The following is a 16990-nucleotide window of genomic DNA, read 5'->3' as shown; positions in this document are numbered from 1 at the left end:
TGGTCTAAAACGTGATCAATTTAACACCTTGCCGGTTGACCGTAAAGAAAGATGCGCTACATACAAGTGTAGCACCGTTCTGTACGTGTAAATTCCTGAATACGGCTATGGCGACGAATACGCCGCCTTGTCCCTCTCACGCTTCATCAACCGTAAAACTGCCATCCCAGAGTCAACAATGTTAGGATGGTTAGCGATTGATAATGACGGTAACAAGCATGTTAGACAATGTTTTGAGAATTGCCACACGCCAAAGCCCTCTCGCGCTCTGGCAGGCACATTATGTTAAGCAGCGCCTTGAAGCCTGCCACAGTGGATTGCGCGTCGAACTGGTGCCGATGGTCACGCGCGGTGACGTGATTCTGGATACGCCGCTGGCGAAAGTGGGCGGCAAGGGCCTGTTTGTCAAAGAGCTGGAACTGGCATTGCTTGAGAACCGCGCCGATATCGCCGTACATTCGATGAAAGACGTGCCCGTCGAGTTCCCGGAAGGGCTGGGGCTGGTGACCATCTGCGAGCGCGAAGATCCGCGTGACGCGTTTGTCTCGAACCACTATGACTCGCTCGACGCGCTGCCGGCGGGTAGCGTGGTTGGCACGTCCAGTTTACGCCGTCAGTGTCAGCTGGCGGAGCGTCGTCCTGACCTTATCATCCGCTCGCTGCGCGGTAACGTTGGCACGCGTCTGGGCAAGCTGGATAACGGCGATTACGATGCCATTATTCTTGCCGTTGCAGGCCTGAAGCGCCTGGGGCTGGAGGAACGCATTCGCGTGGCGTTGCCGCCAGAGCTGTCGCTGCCGGCCGTCGGACAGGGCGCCGTCGGCATTGAGTGCCGTCTGGACGATGCGCGCACCCGCGAGCTGCTCGCTCCGCTGAACCATGACGAGACCGCAACCCGCGTAAAAGCCGAGCGGGCGATGAATACTCGCCTCGAAGGCGGGTGTCAGGTGCCGATTGGCAGCTATGCTGAATTAACAGACGGTGAACTGTGGCTGCGTGCGCTGGTGGGCGCGCCGGACGGTTCACAGATGGTGCGCGGCGAACGTCGCGGCAAGCCGCAGGATGCCGAAGCGCTTGGCGTGTCGCTGGCGGAAGAGCTGCTGAATAACGGCGCACGTGAAATTCTGGCCGAGGTCTATAACGGAGAACCCCCTGCATGAGTATTCTTGTCACCCGCCCTTCTCCCGCAGGAGAGCAGTTAGTGAGCCGTCTGCGCGCACTGGGGCAGGTGGCCTGGAGTTTTCCGCTAATTGAATTCTCCCCCGGTCGGGAGCTCTCTGCGCTCGCCGACCAGATGAATACCCTGCAGGAAGGCGACCTGCTGTTTGCGCTATCGCAGCATGCCGTGGAATTTGCCCATGCGCAGCTGCAACAGGCGGGGACACGCTGGCCGACCGCTCCGCGCTATTTCGCTATCGGCAGAACCACCGCGCTGGCCTTACATACCGTGAGTGGAACAGACGTTCGCTACCCGTTGGATCGGGAAATCAGCGAAGTCTTGCTACAATTACCTGAATTACAAACTATTGCCGGAAAGCGCGCGCTCATTTTGCGCGGCAACGGTGGCCGCGAACTGCTGGGTGAAACGCTGCGGGAACGCGGGGCTGACGTCACGTTTGTTGAGTGCTACCAGCGCTGTGCGAAACACTACGACGGTTCTGAAGAGGCGATGCGCTGGCACGCGCGCGGTGTTAATACGCTGGTGGTCACCAGCGGTGAAATGTTACAACAGCTTTGGTCGCTGATACCGCGTTGGTATCGCGAAAACTGGTTACTCCGCTGTCGACTTCTGGTCGTCAGTGAGCGTCTGGCGAACCTCGCCCGGGAACTGGGCTGGCAGGATATTCGGATCGCTGATAACGCCGACAACGATGCGCTGCTGCGCGCATTACAATAACTCTCAAATGGGAAGCCATAATGACGGAACACGAAAAATCCTCCGCCGTGGTTGAAGAGACCAGGGAGACTGTGGAGACAACGCCACAGCCAGAGACGACTGAGAAAACCGCTGAGAAGAAAAACGGCAGCAATAAAACCAGCCTCGCGCTGAGCGCGATTGCCATCGCCATTGCGCTGGCAGCAGGCGTCGGCCTGTATGGTCTGGTAAAGCAACAGAGTGCTAACCAGACGGCCACCAGCGATACGCTGGTCAATCAGCTTACCTCCCTGCAAAAAGCGCAGGAAACGCAGAAAACCGAGCTGGAAGCGGTGATTAAGCAGCAGGCCGCCGCGCTTGCCGAGGCGAACAGCAAACAGGAAGAGCTGACCAAACAGCTGGGCGAAGTACAGCAGAAAGTCGCCACGATCTCCGGCACCGATGCCAAAACCTGGCTGCTCTCGCAGGCCGATTTCCTCGTCAAACTCGCCGGGCGTAAGCTGTGGAGCGATCAGGACGTGACCACCGCCGCCGCGCTGCTGAAAAGCGCCGATGCGAGCCTGGCCGACATGAACGATCCGAGCCTCATTACCGCGCGCCGTGCGATTACCGAAGATATCGCCAGCCTCTCCGCCGTTTCACAGGTAGATTACGACGGCATTATCCTCAAGGTGAACCAGCTTTCGAATCAAATAGATAACCTGCAGCTGGCGGATAACAATGACGACGACTCCCCGATGGACTCTGACGGTACCGAGCTGTCCAGCTCCCTGAGCGAATGGCGCATAAACCTGCAGAAAAGCTGGCAGAACTTTATGGACAGCTTCATCACCATCCGCCGTCGCGATGAAACCGCCGTACCGCTGTTAGCGCCGAATCAGGATATCTATCTGCGCGAAAACATCCGTTCCCGCCTGCTGGTCGCGGCGCAGGCCGTGCCGCGCCATCAGGAAGAAACGTACAAACAGGCGCTGGATAACGTCTCGACGTGGGTACGCGCCTACTACAACACCGATGATGCAACGACCACCGCCTTCCTCGAAGATATCGACAAGCTGAGCCAGCAGAACATCACCATGAACGTGCCGGATAAACTGGCCAGCCAGCCGATTCTGGAGAAGCTGATGCAGACGCGCGTGCGTAACCTGCTGGCGCAGCCGGGCGTTCCGGCCGGGCAGACCGGCACAGCGGCGGCACCAGAGCCTGAAAGCGCGCCACAGGGAGAGTAATGATGCTAAAAGTCCTTTTACTCTTCATCCTGCTGATCGCCGGGATCGTCCTGGGCCCGATGCTTGCGGGTCATCAGGGATACGTCCTGATCCAGACCGATAACTACAACATTGAAACCAGCGTAACGGGTCTGGCGATCGTTCTGATCCTCGGCGTCGTGGTCCTGCTTGCCGTTGAATGGATCCTGCGCCGTATTTTCCGCACCGGTGCCCATACCCGCGGCTGGTTCGTTGGCCGTAAGCGCCGCCGCGCCCGTAAGCAAACGGAACAGGCGCTGCTAAAGCTGGCCGAAGGCGATTACCAGCAGGTTGAAAAGCTGATGTCGAAAAACGCCGATCACGCGGAACAGCCGGTGGTGAACTATCTTCTGGCTGCCGAAGCGGCGCAGCAGCGCGGTGATGAAGCCCGCGCTAACCAGCATCTGGAACGCGCGTCAGAACTGGCGTCTGGAGACCCGATCCCAGTGGAAATTACCCGCGTCCGCCTGCAGCTCGCGCGCAATGAGAACCACGCGGCGCGCCACGGCATTGACCGTCTGCTGGAAATCGCACCGCGTCATCCGGAAGTCCTGCGCCTTGCGGAGCAGGCCTATATTCGTACCGGAGCGTGGGGCTCGTTGCTGGACATCATTCCGTCGATGGCGAAGGCCGAGGTGGGTGATGATGAACATCGTGATGAACTTCAGCGTCTGGCATGGATTGGCCTGATGGATCAGGCGCGCGCCGACCTGGGCAGCGAAGGCCTGAAAACCTGGTGGAAGAATCAGAGCCGGAAAACGCGCCAGCAGGTCCCCCTGCAGGTGGCCATGGCGGAACATCTTATTGAGTGTGACGATCATGACACCGCCCAGGAGATCCTTCTCGACGGCCTGAAGCGCCAGTACGACGATCGCCTGGTCATGGTGATCCCGCGCCTGAAAACCAATAACCCTGAGCAGGTCGAAAAAGTGCTGCGCCAGCAGATCAAAACCGTCGGTGACCGTCCGCTGCTGTGGAGTACCCTGGGCCAGTCGCTGATGAAGCACGGCGAATGGCAAGAGGCGAGCCTGGCCTTCCGTGCGGCACTGAAACAGCGTCCGGACGCGTTTGACTACGCGTGGCTTGCCGATACGCTGGACAAACAGCATAAGCCAGAAGAGGCGGCCGCCATGCGGCGCGATGGGCTGTTGCTGACGCTGCAAAATAACGGTAACCCGCAATAAATAAAAAAGGAGGCCAGACGGCCTCCTTTTTTTATCGCCTTTCTCCTGCTACATTCTTTACACCCACATCTGCAAACGAACCCGCCAATGTAACGATGTCTTTTCATTAACTTTTTTTCACACACGCGCACTTTCTGCAGCGTGGATTAAATCGTTTTTGAAAGGAAATCTTCATGAACTCGCTTTTGTATGCGCTTATTGAAGCGCTGCGCTGCCACCGCTGGCTGCGCCTGCTTGCCTGTGCTTTTATCTTTTCTTCGCTGGGAAATGGTCTAACCCAGGTCGTGGTCTTTGGTTTACTGTTAGCGTGGTCGGCCCCGCCCGCCCTGCTCATCCTCGCTTTTCTTTTCGCAACGGTTCCGGGATTCATCGGCAGCGCGATCGGCGAAAAGCTGTGCTCGCGCTATTCTCCAGTATTCCTGCTGATACTGACCGAGGGGCTGGGATTGCTCGCCCTGCTCTTCCCCCTGCTCGGTGCGGGTTATCACAGCATTGCCTCGCTACTCGCCGTGCAATCCACCGAAGCGCTGCTCAGCGGGATGAGCTGGCCCGCGCTGACATTGCTCTTTAAACGCGGACTTAGCGAAACAGAGCTGCCTGCTGCGACCTGTCTGGAAAATGTGATTTTTGCTTCTCAGGTGTTATTAGGTACTGGACTCGGCGTGGTGCTATTCAAGCAGACCTCCGTGTTTACCTTGCTGGCTATTGATGCCGCCAGTTTTCTCGGGTCGCTGCTGCTGCTGTGGCTGGCTGGGCGCCGGTTTTCTGCGCCATTGCTACCTCTCCCCGGTGAAGAGGCAGCCCCCGCGCCACTGAGCTGGCGGACGTTGACCGTTCGGCAAAAGCGCAGCCTGCTCATTTTGCCGGCGCTGGCGGCCGTCGGCTCACCGGCTATGGCGCTACTTCCGGCCCTGGCGCAGCAGCTACATCCTCAGGATGCGGCGGGCCTTGCTATGCCTCTGCTTTTCGCAAGGAGCATGGGACAACTTTGCGGCCCCATGCTGCTAAAAAAAGAGAGCCTGACGCGCTTTGCCGTCCACACGCCGCGAATCATCGTTTGTCTCGGTATTTTTCTTGCCGCTTATGGAATGCTGCCGTTGTTGTCCGGGTGGATGGCATGTGCGCTGGGGATGATCTTTATCGCGCATCTGGCCTCAAACGTTCTCTTCGCAGCCGGCACGTTTGGCGTACTCAGCAGTTTTCATATCACGCAAACCGCGTCAGCCAGCGGTAAAGCCTGGCGCTGGCAAACGCTCAGCGCCTCGCTTTTCACCGGCATTACAGCGATAGTGGCTGTTGGGCTTGGCTCAGTGCTGGCGCTCTATACGGTCTCGTCAGCCGCCCTGCTGTTGGTCGCCCTGATCATGCGTGGGTATCGGGAATAAGACATAAAAAAACGCCTGCTATAAAAGCAGGCGTTAAAACAGGTCTGTAAGACAACATATTTGGTGCTTCACTCAACGTTATGTCCATGGTGTCTGATGAGGCCGAAGCGACATCTGTCAGTGGACGATAAGCACCGTAAATGGCTCTGCGTCATTCCTGAGTTTATGAGGCACTAAGGCGAACATAAGAGATGGAATGAGCATCTACGCGTATATTATTGCACGTTACGTGCCAGATTTACACGCAGAACTTTTACATGGCGCAACATTTTAAGATAAAAGGAAATTATGCTGTTAAGTAGCCTCTGAAGCTTCATAGCGTATCGGCAAAAGCAGAAATATGTCGCCAGGAAGAGACAGTAAATCCCAAAAATAATTATTTATTTTATTTTCAATGGCTTGCATGTCACTGAATCGCGACAATGATACAGGGTGCTTTCTGGAGATAACGACAGGGAAGAAAACTTACAGAAAACAAAAAACCCCGCCGAAGCGGGGTTCAAAATTGGTCGGCGAGAGAGGATTCGAACCTCCGACCCACTGGTCCCAAACCAGTTGCGCTACCAAGCTGCGCTACTCGCCGATGTACTGCTTTTTTGAATTTTTAGTTCAATTCATTTAAAAAGTCGTGGTGCGAGGGGGGGGACTCGAACCCCCACATCCTAAGGACACTAACACCTGAAGCTAGCGCGTCTACCAATTCCGCCACCTTCGCAATTCACAACTCTTTCAATAATGGGGTGGCTAATGGGATTCGAACCCACGACAACTGGAATCACAATCCAGGGCTCTACCAACTGAGCTATAGCCACCACTGTATTCTTTCACGCGGTACTGACTACTTCTCAGACCACCGCAGCTCTAGCGCCGGGAACTAAAATGGCGCGCCCGACAGGATTCGAACCTGAGACCTCTGCCTCCGGAGGGCAGCGCTCTATCCAGCTGAGCTACGGGCGCTTAGCGCCGTTGCGGGGCTGGATATTACGTACCTCCGTCCCCGCTGTCTAGTGCTTTTTTGAAAAAAATGCGCGTTTGGTTATGGTTTGCACATTTTGCCGCTTATTCCTCCACTTTCTGCGTAGTGGCACGGCGACCCAGGCCAAAAAGCTTATACGCAGCCGTCACTGCCGCCAGGAAGATCAGCCCGACAAACAGCGACATGCGGGTATCTTCATTAAAGTACATTCCAATTAATACGCAAATCAGGAACGCCATCGTCAAATAGTTCGCATACGGGAAAAGGATCGAGCGGAACGGATGGCTGGCGATCGCTTTTTTATGCGCATGGCGAAAACGCAGCTGGCTGATGAGGATAACAAACCACGGCACCATGCCCGGCAGCACGCTGGCGCTGTAGACGTAAACAAACACGCGCTGCGGATTAGGGATGATGTAATTCAGGCAGGAGCCAATCAGCAGGATGACAATGGAGACCGCGACGCCCGCTACCGGCACGCCAGCACGTGAGACCTTACTCATTGCCGCAGGCAGCTGGTTATTTTTCGAGAGTGCGTAGAGCATACGGCCACAGCTGTACATCCCGCTGTTACAGCCTGAAAGCGCTGCCGTCAGGACCACAAAGTTGATGATGCCCGCTGCTGCTGTAATCCCAATCTTCGCAAAGGTTAATACGAACGGGCTCCCCGTCGTGCCGATTTCGTTCCACGGGAAGATGGTCACAATAACGAAGATTGCGCCCACGTAGAAAATCAGGATGCGCCAAAGCACTTTGCCCACCGCGCTACGCAGCGTAACCTGCGGGTTTTTCGCTTCCCCGGCGGTAATCCCGATCAGCTCCACGCCCTGATACGAGGCCACAACAATACACAGCGCCGTCAGGAAGCCCTTCCAGCCGCCGGCGAAGAAGCCGCCGTGTTCAGTCAGGTTGCCAAAGCCGATGGCGTGTCCGCCGTTGCCAAAGCCATAGAAAATCACGCCCAGGCCAATAACAATCATCACGATGATGGTGGTTACTTTGATCATCGCAAACCAGAACTCGATTTCACCGTAAAGGCGCACGGCGGCCAGGTTTGCCAGCGCCACCAGCCCCACGGCAATGAGTGCAGGTATCCACTGGACCATGTCCGGGAACCAGAACTGGACGTAAACCCCTATGGCGGTGATTTCAGAGATGCCCACCGCCATCCACATAAACCAGTATGACCAGGCCGTCAGGTAGCCGAAGAACGGGCTCATATAGCGGTGTGCGTAAACGGCGAAGGAACCGGTCACCGGCTCCAGAAAGAGCATTTCGCCCATTGAGCGCATGATGAAGAAAACAAACAGCCCGGCGATGATATACGCCAGTAATACGGAAGGGCCTGCCCATTTGAGGGTGCTTGCGGAGCCCATAAACAGGCCAACGCCGATAGTGCCGCCCAGCGCTATCAGTTCGATATGACGAGCTTCCAGCCCACGCTGTAGCTCCGGTTGTTTCTCTGCCATAGATCCTCGATTGTGTTTGCTGTTTCCCGGCTTAACACCGGTTATTGTTTTTTAGGGGTACTTAAATACGGTGCGAATGGTTTCTTAAAATCGGCCAAATGGCAAACGATGCATTAAAAAAATGAATGCATTGCACAAATTATCAGCAGCTTTGCAGGTGAGTTGCAGCGCGAACAGCATTTCGCGCTACATTTTGATTACATTTTACCGGTATAGTGCCAGGTGAGGTAGCGAAGCAGTCGAATCTGTCGTTTAATGCGGGTGGGTTGGGAGAGCAGGCGGTAGAGCCACTCCAGCCCCATATTTTGCCAAATCTTCGGCGCGCGCTTCACGTGGCCGGTAAAGACATCGTAGGTGCCGCCGACGCCCATATAAAGCGCATCCGGGCAGACCAGACGGCAGTCGCGCATCAGGATCTCCTGGCGCGGGGACCCCATCGCCACGGTGACGATTTTTGCCCCGCTGTCGTGCACGCGGGCAAACAAAGCCTGCTGGTCTTCAGGCTTGAAGTAACCATTCTGGCTACCAACAATATTAACATTCCATTGACGACGCAGTTTCTCTTCGGTCTCGGCCAGCACCTCAGGCTTACCACCAATCAGGAACACCGGCGTACCCTCCGCACCAGCGCGGGCCATAAGCTGCTCCCAGAGATCGGCACCCGCCACGCGAGATACATTAGCGTCAGGATATTTTTTACGGATAGAGCGGACCACGCTGATACCGTCCGCGTATTTAAATTCAGCCGCTTCTATCAGGCTTTTGACTTCGGCATTGTCTTCCACCGCCAGCATCTTTTCCGCATTGATAGCGACAAGCGTACCGGATTTCATCTGCCCGTCGGCGAACAGAAAATCCAGCGCGTGCTGCATGTCGCGCCAGCCAATCAGCTGCAAACCACGAAGCGCATAGCGCGGTGCAGAAGTTTTATCAGTCATTACTTTCCCTACTCAGACTTGCGACAGCGTTGTGCTGCCCTGTGGCTCGCGCTTGTGCACAAGCCCTGCGCTGTCGAACAGCCAGTACAACAGTTTGGCCAGTAACAGGCAGATGCCAAAAACGACCATGAAGAACACCACGCGCGAAACGAACGAGTCCAGCCCCTCGCGCGCCAGAACGATCATATTGAAAATGGCACCAAAGCAGAAACTGTGCAAAATGGCCGCTTTATAGCGGTTGGTCTCTTCGTTACCGCGCACGTAAAGCCAGTCAAACCACTTAATAATCAACCCTACGACAAACGCGCCCGGCAGGATAAACCAGCCTCCCCCCATCACCACCAGGGAACCAATCAAGGTTGGCGAGATCGCCAGGCCCGAATGGTTATTCAGCACTTCCCAGGTAAAGTAATTTGCCGTGTTAAGCACCACGCCAGGCCGGTCCGGCCATAGCCAGGAAGGGATAAAGACGTAGAAGTCGCGAACAATCGGTGCCAGCCCCTGGAAATCAATCTTGTCGTAGTTTTGCAGCAGCAGTGCCAGGTTTTCCCACGGCGAGAAGGTGTCGCGCGTCAGGTAGAGGAACGTGTAAAACGCCTCGTCGCCCGCCACGTTCATCCCGTAGCGCTTCAGCGCCAGCCAGAACATCCCCACAATGCCAAATACCCCTGCCGCAACCAGCATCCACAGCGAGATCCAGCCGCGGATGATGCCGATGAACAGGAAGATAGCGAAAGCGATGATAATGTTGGCACGCGTACCGCCCACGATCATGTAGGTCAGGATACCGAACGCAACCGTACTGACCAGGAAGAACAGCCATGCCTTGCTGTCCTGACGAAGGAAGAAGATCACCAGCATCGCCGGGATGAAGAAATAGAAGAATCGCTTAAGCGCCACGCCTGAGACTTCAGCCGAAAAAATCTGGCTGTAGGAGTGAAGCTTAAACAGCAGGAAGCCGTTATGCATGAAGAAGATGCCGACGCTGACCAGGGCGATGGTCATGAGCATCACCCACGTCAGATGGGTCTCCACCCGGTTCATGGTAAAGAGCGCCCGACGCGGGGCAGCGGCCTGCGCTGGTCGCAGACGCGTTTTATAGGTGACGTAGTAAACACCATAGAAGCAGGTCGCCGCCAGCAGGGCCTGGAGAAGAATTTCCGGCGGCGCGACGCTCACGTCAAAACGGAAGACCAGAATGCTGGTCAGCGGGAAGCCGAAAAAGAAGGTCAGCAAAAACAGCAACGAGAAGAACACGTTAAAGTTGAAGCGCACCCGGCGGAACTCAAACCAGGTGAGCGTGGCGATAAATAGCGTGCTCAGAAGCCAGACAACCAGTAAGCCGCTAAACTGCAACTGACTCATGCGTTGTCTCCTGAAGCGATACGCAGCGCGCGGTGCCACGGCGTGAGGTAATTCGGGCTGAAAAAGTCGATGCTATTTTTATCCACCAGCGTGAGCTGGCGTTGTGCTTCACGTACCACTTCGACATTCAGCGCGTCTGAGGTGAACAACACCGGAATATGCTGCTCGGCCATGTCCTGCCAGAACGGGTTTTCACGATTAAGCACGCACGGTACACCCGCCTGAATCAGCAGGCACAGCGTACCAATCCCCTGCTGGCGAGCAAAGATGAAATAGCCCAGATCGCATTTTCGCAGCAGCGCAAGATAGTCATCAAACTCCAGCTTTTCGCTGAGAATGTGCAGATTTTCTTCGCTGAATAACGCAAGCCCCTGCTGGCGAACCTCATCAATGTAGGCGTCGTTATTGGCCGGATAACCCATCGGCACCACCACGTTCACCGTGTCGCCAAACTGCTGGTGTACCGCCCGGAGCGCGGCGACATGTTCGTTACTGCGGTCGCCGGAATTCCCCACCAGCACCGTCAGCTTGCCTTCGCGAACCGCGTCATTCGCCATGGTGTTCAGCGCCGGATCCATACGGGTTGGGAAATAGAGTAGCTCACCGCGCACGTTAGGGTGCTGCTTCGCAAAATAATTCAGATCGCCACGGGTGGCAAAAACGCGGCCCACCCTCCCCTGCGCCATGCGACGCAGCGGATAGAAAAGACGGAATTTCCAGCCGCGCGAGACTTCGTAGAGATCGGCTCCCCAGATATGCCAGCTGCACTGGGAGGGTTTAATTCCCCCGCAGAGCAGAGCCAGCCACAGGCCGGTATTGAACTGCCCGTGGAGAAAGAAACGTTGCTCACGATCCGCTTTGGCTTTGGCAATAACCGCCTTCGCCAGGGTAGCTTTATCCGGCCAGAAGGTGATTGTCAGCGCCGGAAACGCCGCGCTCAGGCCATTATCCTGGCCTGCAACCATAAACTCGCGCGCATCAGGATTGCCCGATGCCAGCTCGTCGTTGAAGAACCGCAAAACGGTCTGGTTATGGTGTGGGATATCCGATCCCAGGATGTGAATCAGTGCAGTCATGCGCGTTTACGCCACAATAAAAATACGCCGCAGCAGGCAGCGAAATAAACGATATAGGTTGCCATGTAGGCCTGAGCCGCCCCCAGCGCACCGTGCGCGGGTATCAGCCAGTGTGAAAATGCTGTCAGCAATGCAAACTGGCTAACCTCCGCGAGGATATACAGCCGCAGCGAGGCTTTCGCAATCACCAGATAGCCGAAAACGTAAGCACCCACTTTCAGCACATCACCCACCAGTTGCCAGGAAAAAAGATCGCGCATGGCGGTAAACTTCGCCGAGAACAGCAGCCAGATGGCGACATCACGCAATAACCAGACGGTCAAACTGGCCGCCGCCACTGCGGGTAATACAAAACGCAGGGAGCGGAAAATTTCGCGGGTAATATCCTGCCTGGACGTCAGACGCGATAAGGTTGGCAGCAAATAAACGCTAAAGGAAGCCGTTATAAACTGGAGGTAAGCATCGGAAATACTGCTTACGCCCTGCCAGATCCCCACCTCATCCCAGCTGTAATACGCCGCCAGCAGGTTTCGCATCATCACGTAAGCCACCGGCAGCGTGACGGAAGTAATGAGCGCCATCAGGGTAAACTTACCCAGTTGGCTGGCAAGCACCTTGTCCCATTGCGGTTTCAGGTAGCTCAGAGGGATAACGCCCTGGCGCATCAGCATGAACGCCGCAGGCACAACAACCAGTGCCGGAACCAGCGCCAGCCCAAGCAGTGCGCCTTCATAGCCACCCAGGCGGTAGCAGAAATAATAGGCAATCACGCCGATGACGCTACCCAGGATGAGCGCAAGCGCGTTCCCGGCAGCATCGCGAAAACCTTTCATCAGCGCCAGCAGCAGGTTGGCCCAGGCAATGCCCATCTGGACCAGCGCGACCAGACGCACCAGCCCCTGATAATGGGTGTGCCCGAACAATCCCTGGCTAATGGGCGCCGCGGCCAGCAGAAAAACAATCGCCAGCAGGGTCGAAAAGCCCGTGACCATTGCCGACGCGGTGCCCACTACCCTGCGAAGCTGGGCCGCATCATCATGATACTGAGCAACGTATTTGGTTACGCCGTTGAAGATTCCGGCACCGGCCAGCACCCCAAGGACGGTAACAAGCTGGCGGAAGTTGCCCGCCAGCCCGACGCCTGAGGGGCCGAATGAGACGGCCAGCAGCTTGACGACCAGCAGTCCGGCACCAATTTTTACAAGCGTGGACGCGGCGGTCCACACCGATGCTTTTGCCAGAGACATATCAGCCGAAATAGCTCAGAAGGGTATTGATCACCGTACGCTGGTTAACTGGCGCGAGGTTGAAGAACAGTGGCAGGCGAAGCAAACGCTCACTTTCTTTCGTGGTGTAACGGTCTTCACCTGCGAACATCCCAAACGCTTCGCCCGCCGGGCTGGAGTGCAGCGGAATATAGTGGAAGACCGCCATAATTTCGGCTTCTTTCAGCCAGGCGATGAGCTGGCTGCGATCGTCGTTATCGCGCAGCTTGATATAAAACATGTGGGCGTTGTGGACGCAATCGGCCGGAATGGTTGGCAGTTCAATGCGTCCGGCTTTTGCCAGCGGCTCAAGCGCATCATAATAGGTTTGCCACAGGGACAGGCGCTGGAGATTAATTCGCTCTGCCGCTTCCAGCTGTGCCCACAGGTACGCTGCCTGCAGGTCGGCCATCAGATAGCTTGAGCCGATATCGCGCCAGGTGTACTTATCAACCTGACCGCGGAAGAATTGGCTGCGGTTGGTGCCTTTTTCACGGATCACTTCCGCACGCTCAACCAGGGCACGATCGTTAATCAGCGTCGCACCGCCTTCGCCACCCGCCGTGTAGTTTTTCGTTTCGTGGAAGCTGAAGCAGCCGATGTGGCCGATAGTGCCCAGCGCGCGCCCCTTGTAGGTGGACATCACGCCCTGCGCGGCATCTTCTACCACAAACAGGTTGTGCTTTTTGGCGATTGCCATGATGGTGTCCATTTCACAGGCCACGCCCGCGTAGTGAACCGGCACAATCGCACGCGTTTTGTCGGTGATCGCCGCTTCAATCAGCATCTCATCAATGTTCATGGTGTCCGGGCGGATATCCACAAAGACGATTTTCGCTCCGCGCAGGACAAATGCATTCGCGGTAGAGACGAAGGTATAGCTCGGCATGATCACTTCATCACCGGGCTGGATATCCAGCAACAGGGCCGCCATTTCCAGCGATGCCGTGCAGGACGGGGTCAGCAGCACTTTAGCACTGCGAAAACGCTGCTCCATCCACTGCTGACAGCGACGGGTAAAACCGCCGTCACCGCAGAGTTTGCCGCTGCCCATGGCAGACTGCATATAGTCGAGCTCGGTTCCCACGACGGGTGGTGCGTTAAATGGAATCATCTTGTCACCTGTATAACCAGTAGGCGGTGGCGTCGATGTTGGCACCACTCGCAATATAACGTTTAAGCGCGGCGGTGTTGCCCACCTGGGTCGCCACCCGCAGCGTCTCAACCTGCTGCAGCTGCGCCCAGTGCAGCGCCGCCTGCATGAGTTTCTCCCCCATGCCGCGCCCGGCTAATAAGCCAATACGCGCCTCGCGCTCGTTAAGCTTGCGCAGCGAGACAAATCCCTGGATCTGGCCGTTCGCTGCACGGAAAATCAGGCAGACGTGGTCAAAGGTACCTTTGACCGCATTCTCTACCCACTGGGCATAGAAACGTCCGCTATCGTCAGGCGCATACCAGGGCGTGCGAAAGCGGCTTTGCGCAAACGCCCGGGCCGCCATCTGGCGCAGCACAGGAATGTCCTGTTCCGTTGCAATTTCCGCGCCGGACGTATCGTGCCGGGTGAGGGTGATGGAAAGGTCTACCTCGCCTTCAACCAGCTGAAAACCGTGTTGCTGGAGCGCGTCAAGCAGGTCGGCACGGTCCGCCGGGATCTTAGCCTGCACGCGCTGCCAGGCGCTGAAGTCCACTTCCTGCAGGGCGGGCGCATTCTCGCGCCAGCGGACTATCGCCGAGGGGCGGGCAAAAAATGCGCTTTCCCACTCAAGGGATTCCAGCACGCCGTGGAGTGCACTCAACGCCAGACGCCTTTCGTATCAACCACATACTGCTGACGCACTGCATCACCGGACGTCGCTTTAAACTCTTTATGATCCACCAGCAGCACCAGCACATCCGCCGTCGCCAGCGCCTCATCCAGGGCTGTCAGCGTGCAGTGCCCCGCCAGTTTTGCCGGCAGTTCATGAATATTTGGCTCGACCACCAGCGTTTCGCCCTTGTGCCATTCGGCAATCATCTCCGCAATTTCCATTGCCGGGCTTTCGCGCAGGTCGTCAATGTTGGGTTTAAATGCCAGACCAAAGCAGGCAATCTTCAGCTCGCTGGCGCGCTTGCCGCTCTCTGCCAGACAATCCGCTACCGTGGCCTTGACCTGATTGAGCACCCAGTGAGGTTTGCTGTCGTTGACTTCACGCGCGGTGCGAATCAGGCGCGCCTGCGCCGGGTTCTGCGCCACGATAAACCACGGATCGACGGCGATACAGTGACCGCCCACCCCTGGGCCAGGCTGGAGAATGTTGACGCGCGGATGTCGATTCGCCAGGCGGATTAACTCCCAGACGTTAATCCCCTGATCGGCACAGATCAGCGACAGTTCGTTTGCGAAGGCGATGTTAACGTCACGGAAGCTGTTTTCCGTCAGCTTGCACATCTCGGCGGTGCGGGAGTTGGTTACCACGCATTCGCCTTCCAGGAAAATCTTGTACAGCGCGCTGGCGCGTTCAGAACAGACCGGCGTCATGCCGCCTATCACCCGGTCGTTTTTAATCAGTTCGACCATCACCTGCCCCGGCAGCACGCGCTCCGGGCAGTAGGCGATGTTGATATCCGCCTGCTCACCGGCCTGCTGCGGGAAGCGTAAATCAGGACGCGCATCGGCCAGCCACTGCGCCATCTGCTCGGTAGCGCCGACGGGAGAAGTCGACTCCAGAATTACCAGCGCCCCTTTCTTCAGCACGGGGGCAATAGATTTTGCCGCCGCCTCGACGTAGACCATATCGGGCTCGTGGTCGCCTTTAAATGGCGTTGGAACGGCAATCAGGTAGGCATCCGCTTCCACTGGCGTCGTGCTGGCGCGCAGGAAGCCGCCATCAACCGCCTCTTTCACCACGCGGTCAAGATCGGGCTCCACAATATGAATTTCGCCACGATTAATGGTTTCTACCGCACGTGCGTTGATATCCACACCAACAACCTGCTTTTGACGGGAGGCGAATGCCGCCGCAGTAGGCAGGCCAATGTAGCCAAGACCAATGACAGAGATGGTAGTAAAACTCATAGCGATACCCGATTGTGTTTAAGTGCTTGCAAAATACGGCCACAAGCCTGCCCATCTCCGTAGGGATTGTGGGCCCGGCTCATCGCCTGATACGCTTCATCGTCGTGTAGCAGCCGCGTGACCTCTTCGACGATGAGCTGTGCGTTGGTGCCGACAAGACGCACTGTCCCGGCTTTAACCGCTTCCGGACGTTCAGTGGTTTCACGCATCACCAGCACCGGCTTGCCAAGAGAGGGCGCTTCTTCCTGAATCCCACCGGAATCGGTGAGGATCAGCCAGGCGTGGTTCATCAGCCAGACAAACGGCATGTAGTCCTGCGGTTCAATCAGCAGGACGTTTTCGACGTGGCCCAGGATGCGGTTGACCGGCTCGCTGACGTTAGGGTTAAGGTGTACCGGATAGACAATTTGCACATCGTCGTTCTGCGCGGCGATTTCAGCCAGCGCGTGACAGATTTGCTCAAAGCCCCGACCAAAGCTTTCGCGACGGTGGCCAGTGACCAGAATGGTTTTTTTGCCGTTATTCAGGAAAGGATAGCGGGCAGCGAGTTCTTTCTGCAGATCGCTGTTTGCCAGCACGCGGTCGCGTACCCAAATCAACGCGTCAATGACCGTATTGCCGGTCACAAAGATCTTGTTATCGGCGACATTTTCACGCAGCAGGTTCTGGCGAGAGTTCTCGGTTGGCGCAAAATGGTACATCGCCAGATGCCCGGTAAGCGTACGGTTGGCCTCTTCCGGCCACGGAGAATAAAGATTGCCGGTGCGCAGACCCGCTTCAACATGGCCGACGGGAATACGCTGGTAAAACGCGGCCAGGCTTGTTGCCATCGTCGTCGTGGTATCCCCGTGCACCAGCACGACGTCGGGCTTGAATGACTCCAGGATCGGCTTGAGATCCTGCAGAATGCGGCAGGTTATTTCCGTCAATCCCTGTCCCGGCTTCATAATATTAAGGTCGTAATCCGGGACGATGGAAAAGAGGGTTAGGACCTGATCGAGCATCTCACGGTGCTGGGCCGTGACGCAGACCTTCGCTTCAATATCAGGATCGCTGGCCAGCGCATGAACCAGAGGCGCCATCTTAATGGCCTCCGGCCTGGTGCCAAATACGGTAAGTACTTTCACATCGATTCTCTTCGATTAGGCGATGAA

At 56.6% G+C, this 16990-nt stretch carries 14 protein-coding genes and 4 tRNA genes; 5 read left to right on the top strand and 13 right to left on the bottom strand.

Annotated elements, in window-relative coordinates; all coding sequences use genetic code 11:
- Positions 1-218 precede the first annotated feature (218 nt).
- From hemC to IM294_RS20010, 5 genes are all read left to right on the top strand, one after another.
- Complete coding sequence (gene hemC, locus IM294_RS20030) at positions 219-1160, top strand: hydroxymethylbilane synthase (protein ID WP_032644935.1); 942 nt, start codon at positions 219-221, stop codon at positions 1158-1160.
- Positions 1157-1897 carry a uroporphyrinogen-III synthase gene (gene hemD / locus IM294_RS20025; RefSeq protein ID WP_126818776.1) on the top strand — a complete coding sequence of 247 codons (741 nt, stop codon included), beginning with the start codon at positions 1157-1159 and terminating at the stop codon, positions 1895-1897. The genes hemC and hemD overlap by 4 nt, the downstream gene beginning before the upstream one ends.
- Before the next feature lie 20 nt (positions 1898-1917).
- Positions 1918-3105 carry a uroporphyrinogen-III C-methyltransferase gene (hemX, locus tag IM294_RS20020; protein ID WP_126818775.1) on the top strand — a complete coding sequence of 396 codons (1188 nt, stop codon included), beginning with the start codon at positions 1918-1920 and terminating at the stop codon, positions 3103-3105.
- Between the two features lie 2 nt (positions 3106-3107).
- On the top strand, positions 3108-4307 hold the full coding sequence (gene hemY / locus IM294_RS20015) for a protoheme IX biogenesis protein HemY (RefSeq protein ID WP_028014802.1): 1200 nt from the start codon (positions 3108-3110) through the stop codon (positions 4305-4307).
- A 173-nt stretch (positions 4308-4480) separates the two neighbouring features.
- Positions 4481-5692, top strand: a complete 1212-nt coding sequence (locus tag IM294_RS20010) for an MFS transporter (RefSeq protein ID WP_126818774.1) — start codon at positions 4481-4483, stop codon at positions 5690-5692.
- Positions 5693-6198: 506 nt separating this feature from the next.
- On the opposite strand, the gene IM294_RS20005 is transcribed toward IM294_RS20010, so the two are convergent.
- The 13 genes from IM294_RS20005 to wecB all read right to left on the bottom strand — a co-directional run bounded on the left by IM294_RS20005 (position 6199) and on the right by wecB (position 16963).
- Positions 6199-6275: transfer RNA gene (locus tag IM294_RS20005), tRNA-Pro, on the bottom strand.
- Positions 6276-6321: 46 nt separating this feature from the next.
- Positions 6322-6407 (bottom strand) — tRNA-Leu (locus tag IM294_RS20000).
- Positions 6408-6428: 21 nt separating this feature from the next.
- Positions 6429-6504: transfer RNA gene (locus tag IM294_RS19995), tRNA-His, on the bottom strand.
- Between the two features lie 68 nt (positions 6505-6572).
- A tRNA-Arg gene (locus tag IM294_RS19990) sits at positions 6573-6649 on the bottom strand.
- Positions 6650-6751: 102 nt separating this feature from the next.
- Positions 6752-8137 (bottom strand): amino acid permease, encoded by a 1386-nt coding sequence (locus IM294_RS19985; RefSeq protein ID WP_041911824.1) that lies wholly within the window; start codon positions 8135-8137, stop codon positions 6752-6754.
- 197 nt (positions 8138-8334) lie between these two features.
- Positions 8335-9075, bottom strand: coding sequence for a lipopolysaccharide N-acetylmannosaminouronosyltransferase (gene wecG / locus IM294_RS19980; RefSeq protein WP_028014805.1), 741 nt, complete (start codon positions 9073-9075; stop codon positions 8335-8337).
- 12 nt (positions 9076-9087) lie between these two features.
- Positions 9088-10440, bottom strand: coding sequence for an ECA oligosaccharide polymerase (wzyE, locus tag IM294_RS19975; protein ID WP_028014806.1), 1353 nt, complete (start codon positions 10438-10440; stop codon positions 9088-9090).
- Positions 10437-11516 (bottom strand): TDP-N-acetylfucosamine:lipid II N-acetylfucosaminyltransferase, encoded by a 1080-nt coding sequence (locus IM294_RS19970; protein ID WP_126818773.1) that lies wholly within the window; start codon positions 11514-11516, stop codon positions 10437-10439. Before IM294_RS19970 ends, wzyE begins: the two co-directional genes overlap by 4 nt.
- Positions 11513-12763 carry a lipid III flippase WzxE gene (gene wzxE, locus IM294_RS19965; RefSeq protein ID WP_126818772.1) on the bottom strand — a complete coding sequence of 417 codons (1251 nt, stop codon included), beginning with the start codon at positions 12761-12763 and terminating at the stop codon, positions 11513-11515. The genes IM294_RS19970 and wzxE overlap by 4 nt, the downstream gene beginning before the upstream one ends.
- A 1-nt stretch (position 12764) precedes the next feature.
- The gene (gene rffA, locus IM294_RS19960) at positions 12765-13895 is read right to left on the bottom strand and encodes a dTDP-4-amino-4,6-dideoxygalactose transaminase (protein WP_126818771.1); all 1131 of its coding nucleotides are present in this window, start codon (positions 13893-13895) and stop codon (positions 12765-12767) included.
- 4 nt (positions 13896-13899) lie between these two features.
- Complete coding sequence (rffC, locus tag IM294_RS19955; protein ID WP_126818770.1) at positions 13900-14577, bottom strand: dTDP-4-amino-4,6-dideoxy-D-galactose acyltransferase; 678 nt, start codon at positions 14575-14577, stop codon at positions 13900-13902.
- Positions 14574-15836, bottom strand: coding sequence for a UDP-N-acetyl-D-mannosamine dehydrogenase (wecC, locus tag IM294_RS19950; RefSeq protein ID WP_126818769.1), 1263 nt, complete (start codon positions 15834-15836; stop codon positions 14574-14576). The genes rffC and wecC overlap by 4 nt, the downstream gene beginning before the upstream one ends.
- Complete coding sequence (gene wecB / locus IM294_RS19945; protein WP_065365838.1) at positions 15833-16963, bottom strand: non-hydrolyzing UDP-N-acetylglucosamine 2-epimerase; 1131 nt, start codon at positions 16961-16963, stop codon at positions 15833-15835. Before wecB ends, wecC begins: the two co-directional genes overlap by 4 nt.
- Positions 16964-16990 lie beyond the last annotated feature (27 nt).

Origin of the sequence: Enterobacter cloacae complex sp. P43RS (assembly GCF_014930585.1) — a bacterium.
Taxonomy (GTDB): domain Bacteria; phylum Pseudomonadota; class Gammaproteobacteria; order Enterobacterales; family Enterobacteriaceae; genus Enterobacter; species Enterobacter bugandensis.
This window is presented reverse-complemented; position numbering and strand designations above follow the sequence as displayed.